This window comes from Bradyrhizobium sp. AUGA SZCCT0222 (assembly GCF_018130205.1).
In the GTDB taxonomy this organism is placed as follows: Bacteria; Pseudomonadota; Alphaproteobacteria; order Rhizobiales; family Xanthobacteraceae; genus Bradyrhizobium.
In genome coordinates this window covers 71,384-88,936 of sequence record NZ_JAFCLX010000014.1, presented here as the reverse complement: position 1 = coordinate 88,936, position 17,553 = coordinate 71,384, and the positions used below count along the sequence as shown (strand labels likewise).

Below are 17,553 nucleotides of genomic sequence, written 5' to 3'. Positions count from 1 at the left end.
TCGACGTGCGGGGACAAGATAGCGCTTGCCGAGCCCCTGACACCGGATTGCGATTTCAGAGGACATCTACGGTCGTTCTCTCGTTGACGGAGAATATGACGATGCCGAGTGCGGCCATGATCGCGGTCAGCGTCAGCGAGACGGGAAGCGTCCAATCCCAGACCAGGGACTGATCGATCAACAGCCAGCGGAATGTCTCCACACCCCAGTACATCGGATTTAGCTGGTACAGAAAGCGCAGGTTCTGCGGCACCACGCTTGCAGCATAGAGAATCGGCGTGAGATAGAGCCCGCCCTGCAGCGCGATTGACAAAGCCGGGCGAACGTCCCGGAAGCGAACCACGATTGCGGCAGCCCACAAACCCAGGCCGGCGCCAGCAAGCGAGATAAGGATCAGCACCACGGGCGCCAGGAGCACCAGCTTGAGCGATGGATAGTAACCGTAGAAGGCTGCCAGGATCAGCAGGATCGCGAGCTGAATCGCGGTGTCGAACATTTCGCGGGCCATGGCCGCGATCGGAAGAATAATCCGCGGAAAATAGACCTTCGAAATCAGAGTCAGGTTATCCTGCAGCGAACCGGTCACCGACATCGCCGTTCGCGTGAAGTGCTGCCAGGGAATCAACGCGGCGAAGACATAGACAGGATAGGGATAGCCGTTCGTGTTTACGCGCAGCAGGAAGCCGAAAACAACCGACATCAGCAGGAGCTGAAACAACGGCTCTAATAATGCCCAGGCTATGCCAAGGGCCATCTGGCGGTAGCGGCTCTTGATATGGCGATCGACGAAAAGGACGATCAGTTCCCGGTGGGCGTACACCTCGGAGAACGATGGCAGCAAAGACCGTCGCCCGGCATTGATGACTTTAACTCTCATGCTCGTGGTCGTGTCCCGGTCAAGTAACGAGCCAACCATGCAAAAGCATCAAGGATGTCCCTGCAGGGCCAGTTCCCCTTTGCTGCAGGGAGGGTCGCTATCATACGCGGTCACAGGTGTCGAGGGCGGATCAAGCCCCGCTCCGGCACGCCGTGGACGGTGGCATCAAACGACGCCTTCGGTAGCGAAAGCTGGCATTCCCGCTCCGTCCAACGGGATCGTTCCGGTTGACCGATATTGATGACTTCGTTATCTGTCCGCAACACCTGCTCAATTCCAGGGGCATGATTGCGATTTCGTTCCAAGCGGCAGGAACGCCCAATCCTATATACATCGGATCGCCCAAAATAGGTGGCTAAAGCACCGCTTCGTTTTGATGCGACGTTTCGCTGATGTCGCGTGGTCGTTGGGGGGAGACATGTGTGGCATCACTGGATTCGTCGATGTCTCGCGGTCGCGGGGCGCTGACGAACTGGGACGGATCGCAGGCTTGATGGCCGATCAGATGGTCCACCGTGGACCAGACGATGACGGTTGTTTTGCCGATCCGGAGAGCGGCATTGCCCTCGCTTTTCGACGGCTCGCAATCATCGATCTGACGCCGGCAGGTCATCAGCCCATGCAATCGGCTTGCGGGCGCTGGGTGATCGTCTTCAACGGTGAAATCTACAATGCCGAGGACATGCGGCGGGACGTAGCACGGCCCGGGCTGAATTTCCGCGGCCATTCCGATACCGAAGTGCTGATCGAGAGTATCGCCAGAATTGGCGTCGAGCCCACGCTTTCGCGGGCAATCGGCATGTTTGCGCTTGCCGTCCATGATCGACAAACCCGCATGACATGGTTCGCGCGCGACCGGCTTGGAAAAAAGCCGCTCTATATCGGACAGTTCGGACGAACCTGCATGTTCGGTTCCGAGTTGCGATCGCTGCGCGTCCATCCCGACTTCCAGGCCGAACTCAATCCACAGGCGATCGCCGCATTCACCCGCTTCGGCTACATTCCCCATCCGCTTTCGATATACCGCAAGGTCCGTCAACTCGACCCGGGCGGCTGGGCGCGACTTGATGCCGAAGGCGAGTTGACGACCGGCTTCTACTGGCGCGTCGAGGATGTTGCCGCCGACGCCATGCGGACCGCAAGCTCCGCCACGGAAGAGGAATCGATCGACGCGCTTGAGCGGTTGCTGGCTGACGCGGTCAAGCGGCGCATGGTTTCGGACGTTCCGCTTGGTGCGTTCCTCTCGGGTGGGATCGATTCCTCGCTCGTCGTCGCGCTGATGCAGGCGCAGTCATCCGAGCCGGTCAACACATTCTCGATTGGCTTTGATGTCGACGGCTACGACGAGGCACCGCACGCCCGGGCCGTGGCCGCACATCTTGGTACGCGGCATCGCGAATTCTACGTCTCTCCCGAAGAGGCGCTCGAGGTCGTGCCGAAACTGCCCGAGATCTACGACGAGCCTTTCGCCGACAGCTCGCAGATCCCGACATACATCGTATCGAAACTTGCGCGCCAGCACGTTACCGTGGCGCTATCCGGCGATGGTGGCGACGAGAGCTTCGCCGGCTACGGCCGGTACGCACAGGCGCAAGCCATGGCGACGGCGCGTCCGATGCCGCCGCTCCTGGGGGCTGCCGCCTCCGATGGTTTGAGGACGCTGCAATCAGGCGCATTCGCGCTGCTGCGAAGGGCGGGGATTGGAAATTGGGCCGCACGAGGCGAAACGTGGCTGGCGCGCCAGGACGCCATGAGCTTCGAACATCGCTACCTGCCGCTGGCGTCTCAAGGCAGGCCGCCTTCGGAGTTCCTGGTCAGCCCGGAGGAGCAGCTCGCGCCGATCTGGGGTGGGTCGCTGGCGCCGCAATATGCGGATCCCGTACAGCGCGCCCAGATGATCGACTTCATGACGTATCTGCCCGACGACATCTTGACCAAGGTCGACCGTGCCAGCATGGCCGTCAGTCTCGAAATCCGTGCACCGCTGCTTGACCATCGCGTCGTCGAAATGGCCTGGAGGCTGCCGCAGCACATGAAGGTCCGAGGCGCCGACGCAAAATGGGCGCTGCGCCAGGTGCTTTACAAACATGTTCCGCGCGGGATCATCGACCGGCCGAAGATGGGATTTGGCATTCCCATCGACCACTGGCTGCGCGGGCCATTGCGCGACTGGGCGGAGGCGCTCATCGATGAAAGGCGGCTCGAGCAGGAGGGTGTCTTCGCGGCCAAGGCCGTGCGCGCCATGTGGAACCGCCATCTGTCAGGGGAAACCTGGGCATATCCGATCTGGTGCATTCTGATGTTCCAGGCCTGGCGCGAGCGATGGCTCTGACCCGATGCTGGGGACCGCACGTTTCATTCTGGCCGCTCTGGTCGTTCTCAATCACCTGTGGCTGCCCACGGCTGAGCAGGTTACTTTCGGCATGATAGTCTCGGTCGCGTGAGTGACGAGCGGATCGCCTGCGGCGATCGTAACAACCAAGGTGAGCTGGTACGGTTATGGGTATAGGCCGACGGGTATTAACTCTTCTCCAGGGCGCCAAGGACAACGCAGCTCCTGCTGGACCTGCACAAGTTCCGGCTACTGTCCGATCTGAAATTGATTATTTGCAGTTCGAGGTAAGCCGGTTGCGCTCGATCGTGCGTCACCTGGCGGCTGATCGCATCAACACATTTCCGATCGAACGCGACACAAGGGACAGCTTCGATTATCAATGGTCCGATACGCCTGACGGCGACTGGACCAAGAGCCGGCCCGAACTGAAGGAGCGCGAGCGGAATTCGGTTCGCTCGTTCAGCCGGTTGCCGGACGAATGGTTCCAGGGAAAACAAGCCCTCGATGCGGGTTGCGGATCCGGCCGGTGGTCCTGGGCTCTGGCATCGCTCGGATGCACGGTTACCTCCGTCGATCAATCGATGGCGGGCGTGCAACACACAAAGGCCGCGTGTTCCGAGTTCGCGAACAAGGTAACGGTGTTCCAGCACGATCTGACCAAACCTCTCCCCCTCGCTGATCGAAGCTTCGACCTGGTTTGGTCGTTCGGCGTTCTGCACCATACCGGTGATACCTATGGATCGTTCCGCAACATTGCCCGGCTGGTCAAACCGGGCGGCTACATCTTCCTGATGCTGTACGCGGAACCGAACTCGAACGATCCAGGTGGATTCGATTATTATGTCGAAGTCGAACGGCTGCGTCGCGCCACCGCCGGCATGGATCTGAAAGAGCGGTACGACTACATTGAAAAGGTCAAGGGCGCCGACGCCGGAGGCTGGTTCGATGCCGCTTCTCCGGGGATCAACGACACCTATCCGCTGCACGAGATCGAGACCTGGCTCTGGCAGGAGGGCTTTCGCGAGTTCGGGCGCGCCGATCATCCGAACCACCACATCGTTGCAAGGCTGTTGCAGCCAAAGTGAAGCCGTCACGCAGAGGTTGAACCTGTCAAAAGGCCCCGGCACGGAATTGCGGCCGGACATCGGGGGCCATCAGGCGTCTTTCGACGCGGTGCGACGTCCATGAAGTCGATTTGGCAATGGCCGTTGTCCCATGGGGCCCTCGGCTGCTGACCTTTCCTCCTGACAGATGAGATGGTATTGAGCGGAACGCTCGGGAATTCCATCCTGACGCGTTCATTGTTCCCGAACATTTCACCAGACATCAGCCTGAAGATGGCACAGCCAGTCACACGACCTGACAAAGCGCGCGAGGCGCCCGCCCTGATCGCGGAGGAGCAGGCAATCCTCGATCGTATGTCGGAAGAGATCAGCCGGTTGCGAAGTGGGGCCGTGGTATTGGTGCTGACCGGTTCGGTCTCGGACGCTCTCTTCCAGCGCTTGAAGCAAGAGCCCCGTGTCACTCAGGTGATTTCGCAGACATCGCCGGGTATAAAAGACATCCGAAGACTAGGAGGCTCTGCGTTTCGGCTCCGAACAGCACTGATCTTCTGGTCCGAGGATTTCGCGGGATTGCGCTGGGCCGTCGCAGTATTGCGAAGCGGCGCGCTTCGGATCGTCAAGGTTTCTCGCCATCCACCGAAGTCGGAGTCAATATCCACGCTCCAGTTCATCGGTCGGGACGTTCGCGGTCGTCTCCGTCTTACGGACCGATTGTTGCAGCTGTTGGCGAAGAGCGGAAATGCCGGTGTTAGAAGGCTTGCTGAAAGAATCGTCGGCGCTCCGATTTCCCGACTGCAACTGTCGAGCTTTCCGGTCAATCGCATCCAGGCCGATGGTCCGATCGTCTATGCCTCCGGCTCACTTGGAGCGGGCGGCTCGGAACGGCAGCTTTCGCTGACTGCCAAGGGAATATCTTCCCGCACTCGCCGTCATGTCTCGATTGTTTGCCAGTCGCCGCTGACCGGCGGAAACCGATTCTTTGCAAGCGAACTCGAAGCCGCAGGCATCGTTGTCGAGGATCGGGTCAGCGTTCAGCAAAGGCTGAATCAGGGTGAATCCCTTGCAAGCTACGATCAGTCGATACGGTCCGCGTTTCGTCGAAATCCGCAGTTGGTGGATCTCATCCTGTTTTTCGCGAACAAGTTTTTGACGGAGCGTCCCGCGATCGTTCATGCGTGGCTGGACGAACCAAATATCGCAGCTGGAATAGGGGCGGTGATAGCTGGCGTTCCGAAAATCGTGCTGGGCTGCAGATCGTTGTCGCCGCTCCATTTTCAGTTCTACCAACCGTTTATGTGGCAGGCTTATCGCGAACTGGCGAAGCTTCCCCAGGTCACCATTCTCAACAATAGTGTCGCAGGCGCTCGTGACTACGCCAAATGGCTCCAGCTGCCGATTGCACGCATCAAGGTGATACCGAACGGGCTGGAGTTTTCGTCAGGTGGCAAGTCTGCAGCGTCGGATGCCGGCAGGAGCCGTGTGCTAGAGGGCAAAATTGTTGTCGGCACTGTGGGCCGCATTGCGGAGGAAAAGCGTCCATATCTCTGGCTTGAGATTGCAAGCAACATCCTGAAGAAACGCCCGGATGTCCATTTCGTGTGGGCGGGCGATGGTCCGATGCGCAAAGACGTCGAGCGCCGCGCCGAGCAATTGGGGATCAGCGCGCATCTGTCGCTGCTGGGCCTTGTCAGCGACATCAGCACGGTATGGCCGTCGATGACGGTGTTTCTGTTGACGTCGCGCGTCGAAGGATTGCCCAACGTATCGATCGAGGCGCAGCATTTCGGCATACCCGCTGTTGTCGCCGCGGTGGGAGGTTGTGCGGAAACCATCAATGAGGGCGTTACGGGAGCTTCCGTTGCTGGAGAGGACCCGCAGGCATTTGCCGAGGCCGTGCTGCGGTTTCTCGATAGCCCCGAAGCGCTTGCTCGAATCAAGTCTCTCGGCCCGGCCCTCGTTCAGGAAAGATTCTCTGTCGAGCGAATGGTCGCGGCAACCATGGGCGTCTATGAGCTCGAAGCTAGAACATCATGACTTCGAGCGTGGCCAATAGAACAAATCAGCCGCTATGTGCGGAGATGCACGGCGGCGGCATGCGCGGCTGCGGCGTGCGCTGAATTTCAGGAAATCACCCCTATGACAGCTCCTACCCTCTTGAGAATACCCTTTCTGTTGTTGCGGGCGGCGATGTGGCTCGGACTGGCGATGTCACTGGCTTACGTGCTCGCCAGCCTTGCGGCTCTTCTCAACGGCTACGCGCTTCCGACCGCAGCCATCTTTCATTGGGCAGATTGGCTCCGCGCCGCGGGCCAGCATGATCACTACGCGGCGCATTTCCTGCTGGTGATAACCAGCCTGTGCGCCGTTGCCATTTGGCTATCCGTATTGACCGGATCTCACTCGTACGAGCCGGACCTGCAATCGCTCGATAAATTCCTGAAGACCTGGGGACTGCCGCTCACGCTGTGCCTGTTTGTATTCTCGATGAGCGGAACATGGGCGGGTTTGCCGCGTCCCGGCGATTTCAATAGTGCGAGCATTGGCGGCCTCATTCCGTTCTCGGATGCAAACGGCTATTTCTCCGCCGCTCAGGATGGGGCGAGGGACGGTTATTGGAACGGCATGGCCCTGCGCAGGCCGTTTGCAGCGGCGTTCAGATCCGTATTGATGACGGCGGCCGGGTTCGCCTATGCCCAAATGCTGGTCATCCAGGTTGTCCTGGTCTCGGTCGCGGTCTGGATCGCGGCGCGATCCATTCTTGTCTGGCGCGGTCCGCTGGCATGTCTGGCGTTTGTCGCGCTCTCCTTGATGTTCAGCCGCTCTTTTCTGGCGACCACTCTCACCGAACCGCTTGGATTTGTCTGGAGTTTCCTTTCCGTCGCCGCTTTTATGGAATCGTTCGGACGTCGCTCACTACAATTCGCGCTGCTGGGTCTGGCGTTGACGTTCATGGCCCTGATGACCCGAATGGGTGCGATGTTTCTGCTGCCCGCCGTGATGCTGTGGATCGTATGTTGCTTTGGCGATAGCTGGCGCAAGAAAGTCTATATTTTCGTGGCCATGATCGGCATCGTTGGTGTCGGCCTGTCGGCCAATTTCGCTCTGCAAAAGCTTTATGGAACGGGCGCCGATCTTTCGGGCAGCAACTTTGCTTATACGCTCTGCGGGCTTTCGATCGGACAGGACTGGTCGTCATGTCCCGTGCGCTATGCGGATGAAATGAAGCGGATAGACAATACCGAGAAAGCCCAAACCGATTTCCTGTATTCAAAAGGCATCGAAAATATTGCAAAGGACCCAGCAACGATTATTCGCCGACTGGCTGTAAGCGCTGAATTGTTTGCCCGCGCCGTTCCCCCGACGATCACTTACGGGTACCTGCGTGCGCCGGCGTCAAAATGGTTGCCGACCTCGATCTTCTTCGTGGTTTCCGTAATCGGCCTGATCATTCTGGCCATCAATCGTCCCAGCGGCACGGAGGTGTTGTTCTGGGTTATGACCATGCTGGCGATTTTGGTATCCTCGGCGTTCGTGTATTACGACGACGGAATGAGGGTGATGACGGGAAGCTATCCATTGATAGCAGCGCTCACAGCCTCCGGACTTTTTTCCCGGCACATTCCGCCCGTGAACGAAATAGTTCGACCAGCGTGGCAGTGGTGGGGGAGCCTCGCCACCGCTCTGGTGCTCTTTATGTCGGTCCCCTGGTTCGCTCACCGCATTGCTCCGCCCGCTGCAGCGGCGACTGTGGTTCCGAATCAGCAATTGGTATTTGGAGGGAGGCGGGTGTCCGGCTTTCTTGTTGTTGCCGATGACAAGCCGTTGCCAAAGGAGGTGCCCAGCCTGCACTTGAGTGAGTTCGCCAAGATAGTCACGCTGAGCAATAACGAAATTTATCAGCCGCTTCTCAAAGATCGAACACCGCAATTGCCTTTCGGCTTTATTGTTGCGCCGAGAATGGAGGCGGGAAGGACCAGCGACAACCAGTTCATCGTGCCGGCCCATGTCATGCTGGATAAGAATGTTCAGGCGTGGAAGTTCACCACGGCCGAATGGTCGAAGATTGAGGGGAACAGCATCTACTGGCTCCTTGTGACTGACGCCCAACCTGTAGATATTCCTGCAAAATGAGGCGCCGGCTCCGAGCGCTTTCGATTTGCGGAGTTCAGGACTTCGGATGAATGTGAAGCCGGATGCGGCCAAGGGTGACGTCATCTTCACCATTGGCACGTTGGAAATCGGGGGCACCGAGTTGCATCTGGCATCGGTTGCAGCCGAGCTGGTGTCGCGAGGCTGGAACGTCTCGATCTACAGTCTGGCGGGTGAGGGGCCGCTGGCCCGGAGCCTCACGGAAAGTGGGGTGAATATCATTTGCCCACCGATCAGGCGGGACGGCCGGCCGGCTCCGATGATCGTCCGTTTCATCAGGTTTTCGATCGTGTCCGGACATCTCTTTACAGTGCTGGTGCAAAGACGGCCCGCGATCGTGCACTGCTTTCTTCCGATGGCCTATTTGACAACGGCGCCATTGGCATTTCTCGCCGGCATCCGAATCCGGGTCATGAGCCGCCGGAGCCTCAACCATTACCAGGAGAAATACCCCTTGCTGCGAATGCTGGAGCGGCGTCTGCATGGCCATATGACTGCAATCCTGGGCAACTCGCGGCGCGTGCTGGGGGACCTTATGGAAGAAGGGGTCGATGAGCGGCGCCTCGGCCTCATCTACAACGGCGTCGATCTGAAGCGTGTTACTTCAAAAGCAGATCGTAACGAGACGCGCGGCGCGCTGGGTATCTCAGCAGACGCTCTGGTCATGATCGTCGTCGCGAACTTGATACCCTACAAGGGACATCTGGATCTGATCAGCGCGCTCGGCGGCGCCGCAGCTTCACTGCCCCGCGATTGGCAGCTTCTGATCGTCGGTCGAGACGACGGGGCAGGCGCTGCAATCGGATCGCTGGCTGTGGAGCTGGGAATCGGTGACCACATCAGGTTCCTGGGCTCGCGCAGCGATGTTCCGGACCTGATTGCGGCGAGCGATCTTGGTGTTCTGCCATCGCACGAAGAGGGATTTTCCAACGCGGTCATTGAACAGATGGCGGCAGGCCTATGCGTCATCGCGACCGACGTAGGCGGAAATGCCGAGGCGATACTCGATCGCACGACCGGCGTGATCGTGCCGCCGCGAGATGTCGACGCATTGTCGCGAGCTATCGTGCAATTGGTCGGCGATCCAGCCTTGCGTTCCCGCTTTGGAAGCGCTGCACAGGCGCGCGTGCAGTCGAATTTCACCCTGGATGCTTGCGTTGCCGGATATGAGAGCCTTTATCGCGGGCTGCTCGGCGGCAAACGAGTTTGCGATATTGAAGAGGTGCGCGCGTCCAGCAACGCTGGCAGTGAGGTTTAACCCCAACGCTCGCGCCAGGCTTCGAACATCAATACATCCCACAGCAGATACGCCCAGTTGTTCTTTCTGGAAAGGTGCTGTTCCCAATACCGCCGCACCAAAGCCGTATCGAATAGGCCGGCTTCGCCAAGCCGTTTTTCCGATAGCAGGTTTTCCGCCCAGTCCCGGAGCGGACCGCGAAGCCAATCGGCCAGCGGCACGCCGAATCCCATCTTGGGCCGCTCAACGAGTTCGGCGGGAACGTGCCGATTGAGTACTTGCCGAAGCAGCCATTTGGTTTTTCCGTTCCTGATCTTGACCGAGCGGGGCATCCTCCAGGCGAGTTCAACCACGCGATGATCCAAGAGGGGAACGCGTGCTTCGAGGGCTACGGCCATGCTCGTGCGATCGACCTTTGTGAGGATGTCGTCGGGCAGATAGGTCGTCAGATCGAGCAGCTGCATCCGGTCGAGCAGGTTGGGGAAGTCGTGTTGAATCGTGTCGTCCTGCAGGACGCCGACCGTCTCTGAGACACCCGGCATCAGGGCGGCGGGATCCCAATGGCTCACCAACTGGCGATAAATTTGCGTGGAGTCGTCGACCTCAAGCAGGCTGGCAAGCTTGTGGAGGCTACGCCCGGGTTGGGCCGTCGGGCGATATCTTCGCAAAATAGCAAAAATATTGTCCCATTGGTCGGCGCCGACGGAAGCCAATCCCGAAGCTGCGCCCTTGCGCATGAAGCCGGGCAGAAGCGTCAGCTTCCGCCATATGTTCGAAGTCAGCTGATACCGGTTGTAACCTGCGAACAGTTCGTCGCCGCCGTCTCCGGATAGAGCGACCGTGACGTGTTTTCGCGTCATCGCCGACACCAGATAGGTTGGAATTTGCGATGAATCGGCGAATGGTTCGTCGAACATTTCTGCGAGCTTGGGCACGACATCCAGCGCTTCGCTCGAACTGACCATCAGTTCGGTGTGTTCGGTTCCAAGGTGTTTTGCGATCGCCGCGGCATAGGGGGCTTCGTTGAATTCCCTTTGTTCGAAGCCGATCGAGAACGTCTTCACCGGACCTGAGTTCGTCGCCTTCATCAAGGCAACAACCAGAGATGAATCGATGCCGCCCGAGAGAAACGCGCCGAGCGGCACATCCGCCATCATGCGTTTTCCCACCGCATCGAGCAGCAGGGACTCGAGACGGTCGGTCAACTCTGCATCGTCTTCACGAAGCGGATTGCGAATGCCGTCGATAGCAATTTCGCGTGCATTCCAGAATTTCTCACTGCTGGGTTCGCCGTTCCACGGCAGCGTGAGAATCGTTCCGGGCTCAAGCTTGTGGACGCCCTGATAGATGGTATGCGGTGTTGGAATGTAATTGTGCCGCATGTAGGAAGCGACGGCCTCCGGCCTTATCCGCGGTGTCCATCCGCGGTATTCGCGCAGCGCCTTCAGTTCCGATGCGAACATGAAGACGCCGTCGATCTTCGCCCAGTAGACCGGTTTGATCCCGAGCCTGTCGCGGACCAGCGTCAGGGTGCGGTCCCTGCGGTCCCAGATTGCGATCGCGAACATCCCGATCAGCCGGCGTACTGTCCCGGTGACGCCGTATCGGGCAACCGATTCAAGAATGACTTCGGTGTCGGAATGGCCGCGAAAACCCTGTCCGGCAGCCTCCAGTTCCCTTCGAATCTCGAGGTGGCTGTAGACTTCGCCATTGTAGCTGATGACGAAACGCCCGTCGGCCGAATGCATGGGCTGGCGCCCGGCGGGAGACAAGTCGACGATGGCCAGGCGGCGGTGGACCAACGCGACCCCGGCATCATGGTCAAGCCAGACGTCGTGGCCGTCCGGCCCGCGATGCTCGAGGCTGCGATCCATCGAATCTGCGAGACCAGTGAGATCGTCCGGGGATATGCGCCGATTTGGGTCGATGATGCCAGCTATGCCACACATATCCCAGCCAGCACCATATTCCGTTGTTCGAAGCCGTTATTGCGGGGATTTGCGGCGAATTTCACCACTTCTTACCCAAAAATACCTTCTTGGCAAGCCAACGCAACCAGCGCATAAGGATGGCCAAAAGCGGATATTTATAGCTCGAAATTCACGCTGGACGCGTGTCGGATAGCTGCGCCGCCAGGGGATATTCGAAAGTGCTCACGAAGTCATGACAGTCGTCGCAGGACCATCGCGCAAAGCCGCTATTCTAAATCATTCAGAGGCCTATGCATCTGCTCGCGCCACTTGGCGAGAGAAGGCCGATTTTTTTCATCGTGAAGACGAAAACTATCTGCGCTTCTTGATCCCGAAAGGTGCGCGCGTTCTGGAAATCGGATGCGGCACCGGCGATACGCTTGCAGGCCTCGAACCGTCGTTCGGTGTCGGCCTGGATTTCAGCCCGGCGATGGTTGAACAGGCGCGCAAGCTTCATTCCGGTCTGACATTTCTGGTTGGCGATGCCGAAGATCCGGAGGTGATTGCGTCTCTTCCCGGGCCGTTCGATTTCATCGTTGTGCTGGATACGATCGGATCGCTCGACGACGTTCAGGCGTTTTTCGAGCGGCTGCATCCATTGTGCACACGCGAGACGCGGCTGGTCGTCGGTTACTTTTCGCATCTGTGGATGCCGTTGCTGAAGCTGGCTGAATTCGCCGGGGGGCGCATGCCCCACCCGCCACAGAACGTCCTGTCGCCGGCAGACGTCCAGGCGTTGGCCGGACTAGGCAGCTTTGACGCCGTCAAAACTGAACAGCGCATGATCGTCCCGATGTCGCTGTTTGGAATCGGACGTCTCATCAACCGCTTTATCAGCATTCTTCCGGTGTTTCGTTGGTTCGCGTTACGTCATTACGTGGTCTGCCGTTCGCTGTTGAAACCCGACGATACGTTGCGCTCTGCCACCGTCGTCATTCCGGCACGCAACGAGCGCGGCAACATCGAGCCCGCCATCCAGCGTATCCCGCAATTTTGCGAGGATCTGGAGATCATCTTCATTGAAGGTCACAGCAAGGACGGCACCTTTGAGGAGATGCAGAGGGTCAAGGCTGCCTATCCGGACAAAGACATCAAGACCATGGTCCAGCCGGGCAAAGGCAAGGCGGACGCCGTGTTCACAGCCTACGATGTTGCGCGCGGCGATGTCTTGATCATCCTCGACGCCGATCTTACGGTGCCGCCAGAGCAGCTCCCGAAATTCTGGGATGCGATTAAGTCCGGCAAAGGTGAATTCATCAACGGATCGCGCCTCGTTTATCCGCTGGAAGATGACGCCATGCGGTTCCTGAACCTGATCGCCAACAAGAGTTTTTCGTATCTGTTTTCGTGGCTGCTCAATCAGCGCTATACCGACACGCTGTGCGGCACCAAGGTGATGCGGCGGACCGACTATTATCGCCTGCGCGAGGGTAAGGCGTATTTCGGCGATTTCGATCCGTTCGGAGATTTCGATCTGATTTTTGGTGCCTCGAAACTGAACCTGAAGTCGGTCGATCTGCCGATCCGGTATGCCGCGAGATCGTATGGTGAAACGCAGATATCGCGCTTCCGCCACGGCGTGTTGCTCCTGAAGATGGTCGTGTTTGCCTTCTTCAAGATCAAGGCGATCTGATCATTCATTTGGTGGTTGATTGATGTCCAGTACCATCCAGAGCGACCCTCACGCTTCCTATCGCAGCGTCTGGTCCACAAAGCCGATCCTGCGATTGGTCTACGAGGACTATTACCGCCGGATTGCCGCGGCCTGCGTGGCCGGAGAAACCATCGAGATCGGCGGGGGGATCGGGCAGCTCAAGAACTTCATTCCCGCGGCCATATCTTCGGACATCCAGCATTCCCCGATGGTCGACGTAGTCGCGGATGCACAGAATTTGCCATTTGGTTCCGGCGCCATCAGCAACATCGTCATGCTCGACGTGCTGCATCATATCGAGTTCCCGGTTCTGTTCTTCCGGGAGGCCGAGCGTGTTTTGCGCGCTGGCGGCCGTTGCGTGATGATCGAGCCGGCGATCACCCCCGGAAGCACGGTTTTCTACCGGTTGATTCATCCCGAGCCGGTACGAATGAGGGCAACTCCTTTTGTCGAAGGTTTGCCGAACCCCGAGCGTGATCCCTACGATTCCAATCAAGCGATCCCGACGCTGCTGGCGACGCGCGACCGTCTTCAATTCGAGAGGCTCTTTCCAAATCTCGAATTCGTCGAGGTGTCCTGGTTCTCTTTCTGGGTCTATCCGCTTTCCGGCGGGTTCAAGCGCTGGACGCTGATGCCGGCGTCGTTGGGGCGGCGGGTGCTGGCGTTCGAGAAGCGCATCGAGTCTGCGCTCGGTCGCATGCTCGGGTTTCGAACCATGATCGTGCTGCAGAAAAAATCTGCCTGACCATCGTCCAGCGGATCCAATTGCGGCGCCCTCAGCCTGCCTCTGGAAGCGCGTCGGGAGTCTTTGCAGCTTTCTCCGCGCTGAAGATCCAGACCAGTCCGCCAATGGCGCCTACGACGAAGGAGGATGCGCCGAAAAGCAGCGACACCATGGTGCCATCTGTCTGCACCAGGCCGGCGTAGCCGAAGGCGACCATCATGGTCGCCTCCCGCACACCCCAGCCGGCAATCGAAATCGGCAGCATCGTGACCAGCATGATCGGTGGTATGAGGAGGAACACCTGGCTGAAGTCAGCGGGCGCAGAGATCGCGCGCACGACACACCATGCGATCACGACGGTCAGGATGTGCACGCACAGCGAAAGGACTGCAATTCTGGGTCCGCTGTGACGGTCGAAGAGGGTTCGATTTGCAATCAGTGAGCAGGCGTGGATGTGGTGTGTTGGCCACCACGTCCGCAGCCACTTCCACGGCAGGCGCCCCAGGAGCAGGAAGCCCAGACCGCCCGAGATGGCGGCTAGATCAATCAGCACAAGAGCAAGGCGTCCCCGCGAATCCCCGATCAGCTGATAACTCCAGGGGAGGCTGACAATCACGACGATCGCGAGCGCGATGAGTCCGATTGCGCGGTCGACCAGCACCGAATAGGTGGCAGCTCGCCAACCTGCGCCGGTACGGTTGACCAGCCAAAGACGCAGGGCGTCTCCGCCGATGGTTGACGGAAGCGTTTGGTTGAAGAAAGTTCCGATCATGTTGAACTTGAAGGCTTGCGTTGCACGCAACGGAGCCCCGCAGGGACCGGAAATTTCCCGCCATCTCAAAGCGCCACAGAAAACCTGGACGATGGTCACCAGCACCGAAAGTCCCATCCAGCCCAAAATCCAGGCAGGGCTGCTTTCGCTGAGGCGGGACTGGATCGCGGCAAAATTCACGCCGCGGAGCGCCAGATAGAGCAGAGCGCCGGACACCAGAATACGAGCAGCAAGAACCAGAAATCCGCGCATTCCGAGCCGTCGAGTTGGAGTGAAAGACGCCCTGCGCGCCGACCGCTATTTACCAGAAAGTGAAGGGTTATCTAGCCCTGTTATGGGTTTACGGCCGAATAGGCAATACGGACCTTTTCGGCTATTGCTGAAGGCGCAGCACTGCGGGTAAACAGGCCCCGTCGTGGGGTATGACGCAGCTGGAAAACCATAAGTGACACATAGGCGTAGCATAGCAGTTATCGGCTTGGGATATGTGGGACTGCCTGTTGCCGTCTCTTTTGCGCGGGCGGGTGTTCCGGTCGTGGGTTTCGACGTGGACCGTACCCGAGTTTCCGAGTTGCAGGCTGGCCATGATCGCACGCGGGAGGTCGAAGCCGATGACCTCCGACATGGTTCGCTGGCCTTCAGCCACGAACTCGCGGACATCAGAAACTCTGACTTCTTTATCGTGACCGTACCGACACCGATCGACGACGCGCACAAGCCGGACCTTGGTGCGATGATTTCTGCATCGCGTTCGATCGGAAGCGTACTCAAGAAGAATGATATCGTCGTCTATGAATCGACGGTCTATCCCGGTGCGGTGGAAGAAGATTGCATTCCCGTTCTGGAGCAGGCGTCATCCCTCAAGGCGGGTGTGGATTTTACGGTCGGCTATTCGCCCGAGCGGATCAATCCAGGCGACAAGGAACATCGCTTCGAAACAATCATGAAGGTCGTCTCGGCGCAGGACGACAAAACGCTGGATATCGTTGCGGACGTCTACGGGTCGGTTGTGACGGCCGGTATCCACCGTGCCCCGTCCATCAAAGTGGCCGAAGCCGCGAAGGTGATCGAGAATACCCAGCGCGACCTCAACATCGCGTTCATGAATGAACTTTCACTCATCTTCCAATCCCTCGGAATCGACACTGGCGACGTGTTGGCGGCCGCGCGGACGAAATGGAATTTCATGCCGTTTCAGCCGGGGCTGGTTGGCGGCCACTGCATCGGGGTTGATCCCTATTATCTGACCCATCGGGCCGAAAAGGCAGGTTACCATCCGGAAGTCATTCTTGCCGGGCGCCGGATCAATGATGGAATGGGGCAGCGCATTGCGCGCGAGTGTATTCGCGGGCTGCTGCGCCGAAAGGGCAAGGCCGGAATCGTCACGGTGCTCGGTCTGACCTTCAAGGAAAACGTTCCGGACACGCGCAACTCTCGTGTCATCGATATTATCCGCGAACTGGAATCGTTCGGTCTGACCGTTCAGGTTCATGACCCGATGGCGGATGCCGCGGACGCTCGCCACGAATACGGTGTAACTCTGGTCGATGCCGACGCTCTTCGGCCGGCTGATGCCGTCATATTGGCGGTGGCGCATGATCTCTATACTGACGGAGGTTGGCCGCTGATTCAGAAATTATTGAATGACGGCGCGGGATTGGTTCTCGACGTCAAGACCAGGCTCGACCGCGGCTCGCAGCCTGCCGGGATCGAGTTGTGGCGGCTCTAGGAATAAGGTCGAGAGATAGATGTCGGATACGATACTAGTCACCGGAGCCGCGGGCTTCATTGGCTTTCACGTGGTGCAGCGCCTGCTGGCGGCTGGCCGCAAGGTTGTTGGTCTCGATATCGTCAACAGCTACTACGATCCGAGACTCAAGGAGGCTCGTCTCGAAATTCTCAAGCGCGATCCAAATTTCGCTTTTGAGAAGCTCGACCTGGCTGATCGCGCGGCGATCAAATCGCTGTTTGCGCAGCACCGCTTTCCTACCGTTATCCATCTCGCGGCACAGGCGGGCGTTCGCTATTCACTTGAAAATCCGCACGCCTACATCGATGCGAACATCGAAGGCTTTATCAATGTGCTTGAAGGTTGCCGGCATAATGGGTGCGGGCATCTCCTGTTCGCCTCTTCGTCCTCGGTCTACGGCGCCAATACCAAATTGCCGTTTTCGGTAAACGACAATGTCGATCATCCCATCAGCCTCTATGCCGCGTCGAAAAAGGCCAATGAGCTGATGGCGCACACCTACAGCCATCTTTATCGCGTGCCGGCCACCGGTTTGCGATTCTTCACGGTCTACGGTCCGTGGGGGCGTCCGGACATGGCGATGTTCATTTTCGCAAAAGCGATCCTGAGCGGGACGCCGATCAAGCTGTTCAATCACGGCAAGATGCGCCGCGATTTCACCTTTGTTGAGGATGTTAGTGAGGCGATTGTTCGCTTGGTGGACCGGCCACCTCAAGGTAACCCGGACTGGTCCGGCGACCGGCCCGATCCTTCGAGCAGCGCGGCGCCGTGGAAGATCTACAACATTGGCAACAACAACCCTGAAGATCTCATGCATGTGATCTCGGTTCTGGAGAAAGAGTTTGGACGGACGGCCACCAAGGAGATGTTGCCCATGCAACCGGGTGACGTGCCGGCAACATACGCCGACGTCGAAGACCTGGCGCGAGATATCGGCTTCCGTCCTGCGACCAGGATTGAAGATGGTATTATGCGATTTGCCAGGTGGTATCGTGAATATCACAAGATTTAGCGGCAGGGC

At 58.6% G+C, this 17,553-nt stretch carries 12 protein-coding genes; 9 read left to right on the top strand and 3 right to left on the bottom strand.

From position 1 onward, the window contains the following. Positions 1-55: 55 nt before the first annotated feature. Complete coding sequence (locus JQ629_RS14960) at positions 56-877, bottom strand: ABC transporter permease (protein ID WP_212413336.1); 822 nt, start codon at positions 875-877, stop codon at positions 56-58. A 376-nt stretch (positions 878-1,253) separates the two neighbouring features. Here JQ629_RS14960 and asnB (JQ629_RS14955) point away from each other — a divergent pair, with 376 nt between their 5' ends. The 5 genes from asnB (JQ629_RS14955) to JQ629_RS14935 all read left to right on the top strand — a co-directional run bounded on the left by asnB (JQ629_RS14955) (position 1,254) and on the right by JQ629_RS14935 (position 9,683). Beyond that, positions 1,254-3,209, top strand: coding sequence for an asparagine synthase (glutamine-hydrolyzing) (gene asnB, locus JQ629_RS14955; RefSeq protein ID WP_349631271.1), 1,956 nt, complete (start codon positions 1,254-1,256; stop codon positions 3,207-3,209). Positions 3,210-3,484: 275 nt separating this feature from the next. Beyond that, positions 3,485-4,297: a class I SAM-dependent methyltransferase gene (locus JQ629_RS14950; protein ID WP_212413334.1), complete on the top strand. Its 813-nt coding sequence runs from the start codon at positions 3,485-3,487 to the stop codon at positions 4,295-4,297. Positions 4,298-4,474: 177 nt separating this feature from the next. Beyond that, positions 4,475-6,310, top strand: coding sequence for a glycosyltransferase (locus tag JQ629_RS14945; protein WP_212413333.1), 1,836 nt, complete (start codon positions 4,475-4,477; stop codon positions 6,308-6,310). A 102-nt stretch (positions 6,311-6,412) separates the two neighbouring features. Continuing rightward, positions 6,413-8,407, top strand: a complete 1,995-nt coding sequence (locus tag JQ629_RS14940) for a hypothetical protein (protein WP_212413332.1) — start codon at positions 6,413-6,415, stop codon at positions 8,405-8,407. A gap of 46 nt (positions 8,408-8,453) precedes the next feature. After that, the gene (locus JQ629_RS14935; RefSeq protein ID WP_212413331.1) at positions 8,454-9,683 is read left to right on the top strand and encodes a glycosyltransferase; all 1,230 of its coding nucleotides are present in this window, start codon (positions 8,454-8,456) and stop codon (positions 9,681-9,683) included. Here JQ629_RS14935 and asnB (JQ629_RS14930) read toward each other — a convergent pair. Next, positions 9,680-11,611, bottom strand: a complete 1,932-nt coding sequence (gene asnB / locus JQ629_RS14930) for an asparagine synthase (glutamine-hydrolyzing) (RefSeq protein WP_212413330.1) — start codon at positions 11,609-11,611, stop codon at positions 9,680-9,682. The two genes, JQ629_RS14935 and asnB (JQ629_RS14930), sit on opposite strands and share 4 nt — an antisense overlap. 214 nt (positions 11,612-11,825) lie before the next feature. Between asnB (JQ629_RS14930) and JQ629_RS14925 the strand changes: the two genes are divergently transcribed. Together JQ629_RS14925 and JQ629_RS14920 are read left to right on the top strand one after the other, a co-directional pair. After that, positions 11,826-13,265, top strand: coding sequence for a glycosyltransferase (locus JQ629_RS14925; RefSeq protein ID WP_212413329.1), 1,440 nt, complete (start codon positions 11,826-11,828; stop codon positions 13,263-13,265). Positions 13,266-13,287: 22 nt separating this feature from the next. Next, the gene (locus JQ629_RS14920; RefSeq protein ID WP_212413328.1) at positions 13,288-14,031 is read left to right on the top strand and encodes a class I SAM-dependent methyltransferase; all 744 of its coding nucleotides are present in this window, start codon (positions 13,288-13,290) and stop codon (positions 14,029-14,031) included. Between the two features lie 31 nt (positions 14,032-14,062). Here JQ629_RS14920 and JQ629_RS14915 read toward each other — a convergent pair whose 3' ends face one another. Further along, positions 14,063-15,034 carry a lysylphosphatidylglycerol synthase transmembrane domain-containing protein gene (locus JQ629_RS14915; protein ID WP_212268964.1) on the bottom strand — a complete coding sequence of 324 codons (972 nt, stop codon included), beginning with the start codon at positions 15,032-15,034 and terminating at the stop codon, positions 14,063-14,065. Positions 15,035-15,227: 193 nt separating this feature from the next. Here JQ629_RS14915 and JQ629_RS14910 point away from each other — a divergent pair, with 193 nt between their 5' ends. Then, complete coding sequence (locus JQ629_RS14910) at positions 15,228-16,511, top strand: nucleotide sugar dehydrogenase (RefSeq protein WP_212413327.1); 1,284 nt, start codon at positions 15,228-15,230, stop codon at positions 16,509-16,511. Between the two features lie 19 nt (positions 16,512-16,530). Further along, positions 16,531-17,544, top strand: a complete 1,014-nt coding sequence (locus JQ629_RS14905; RefSeq protein WP_212413326.1) for an NAD-dependent epimerase — start codon at positions 16,531-16,533, stop codon at positions 17,542-17,544. Positions 17,545-17,553 lie beyond the last annotated feature (9 nt).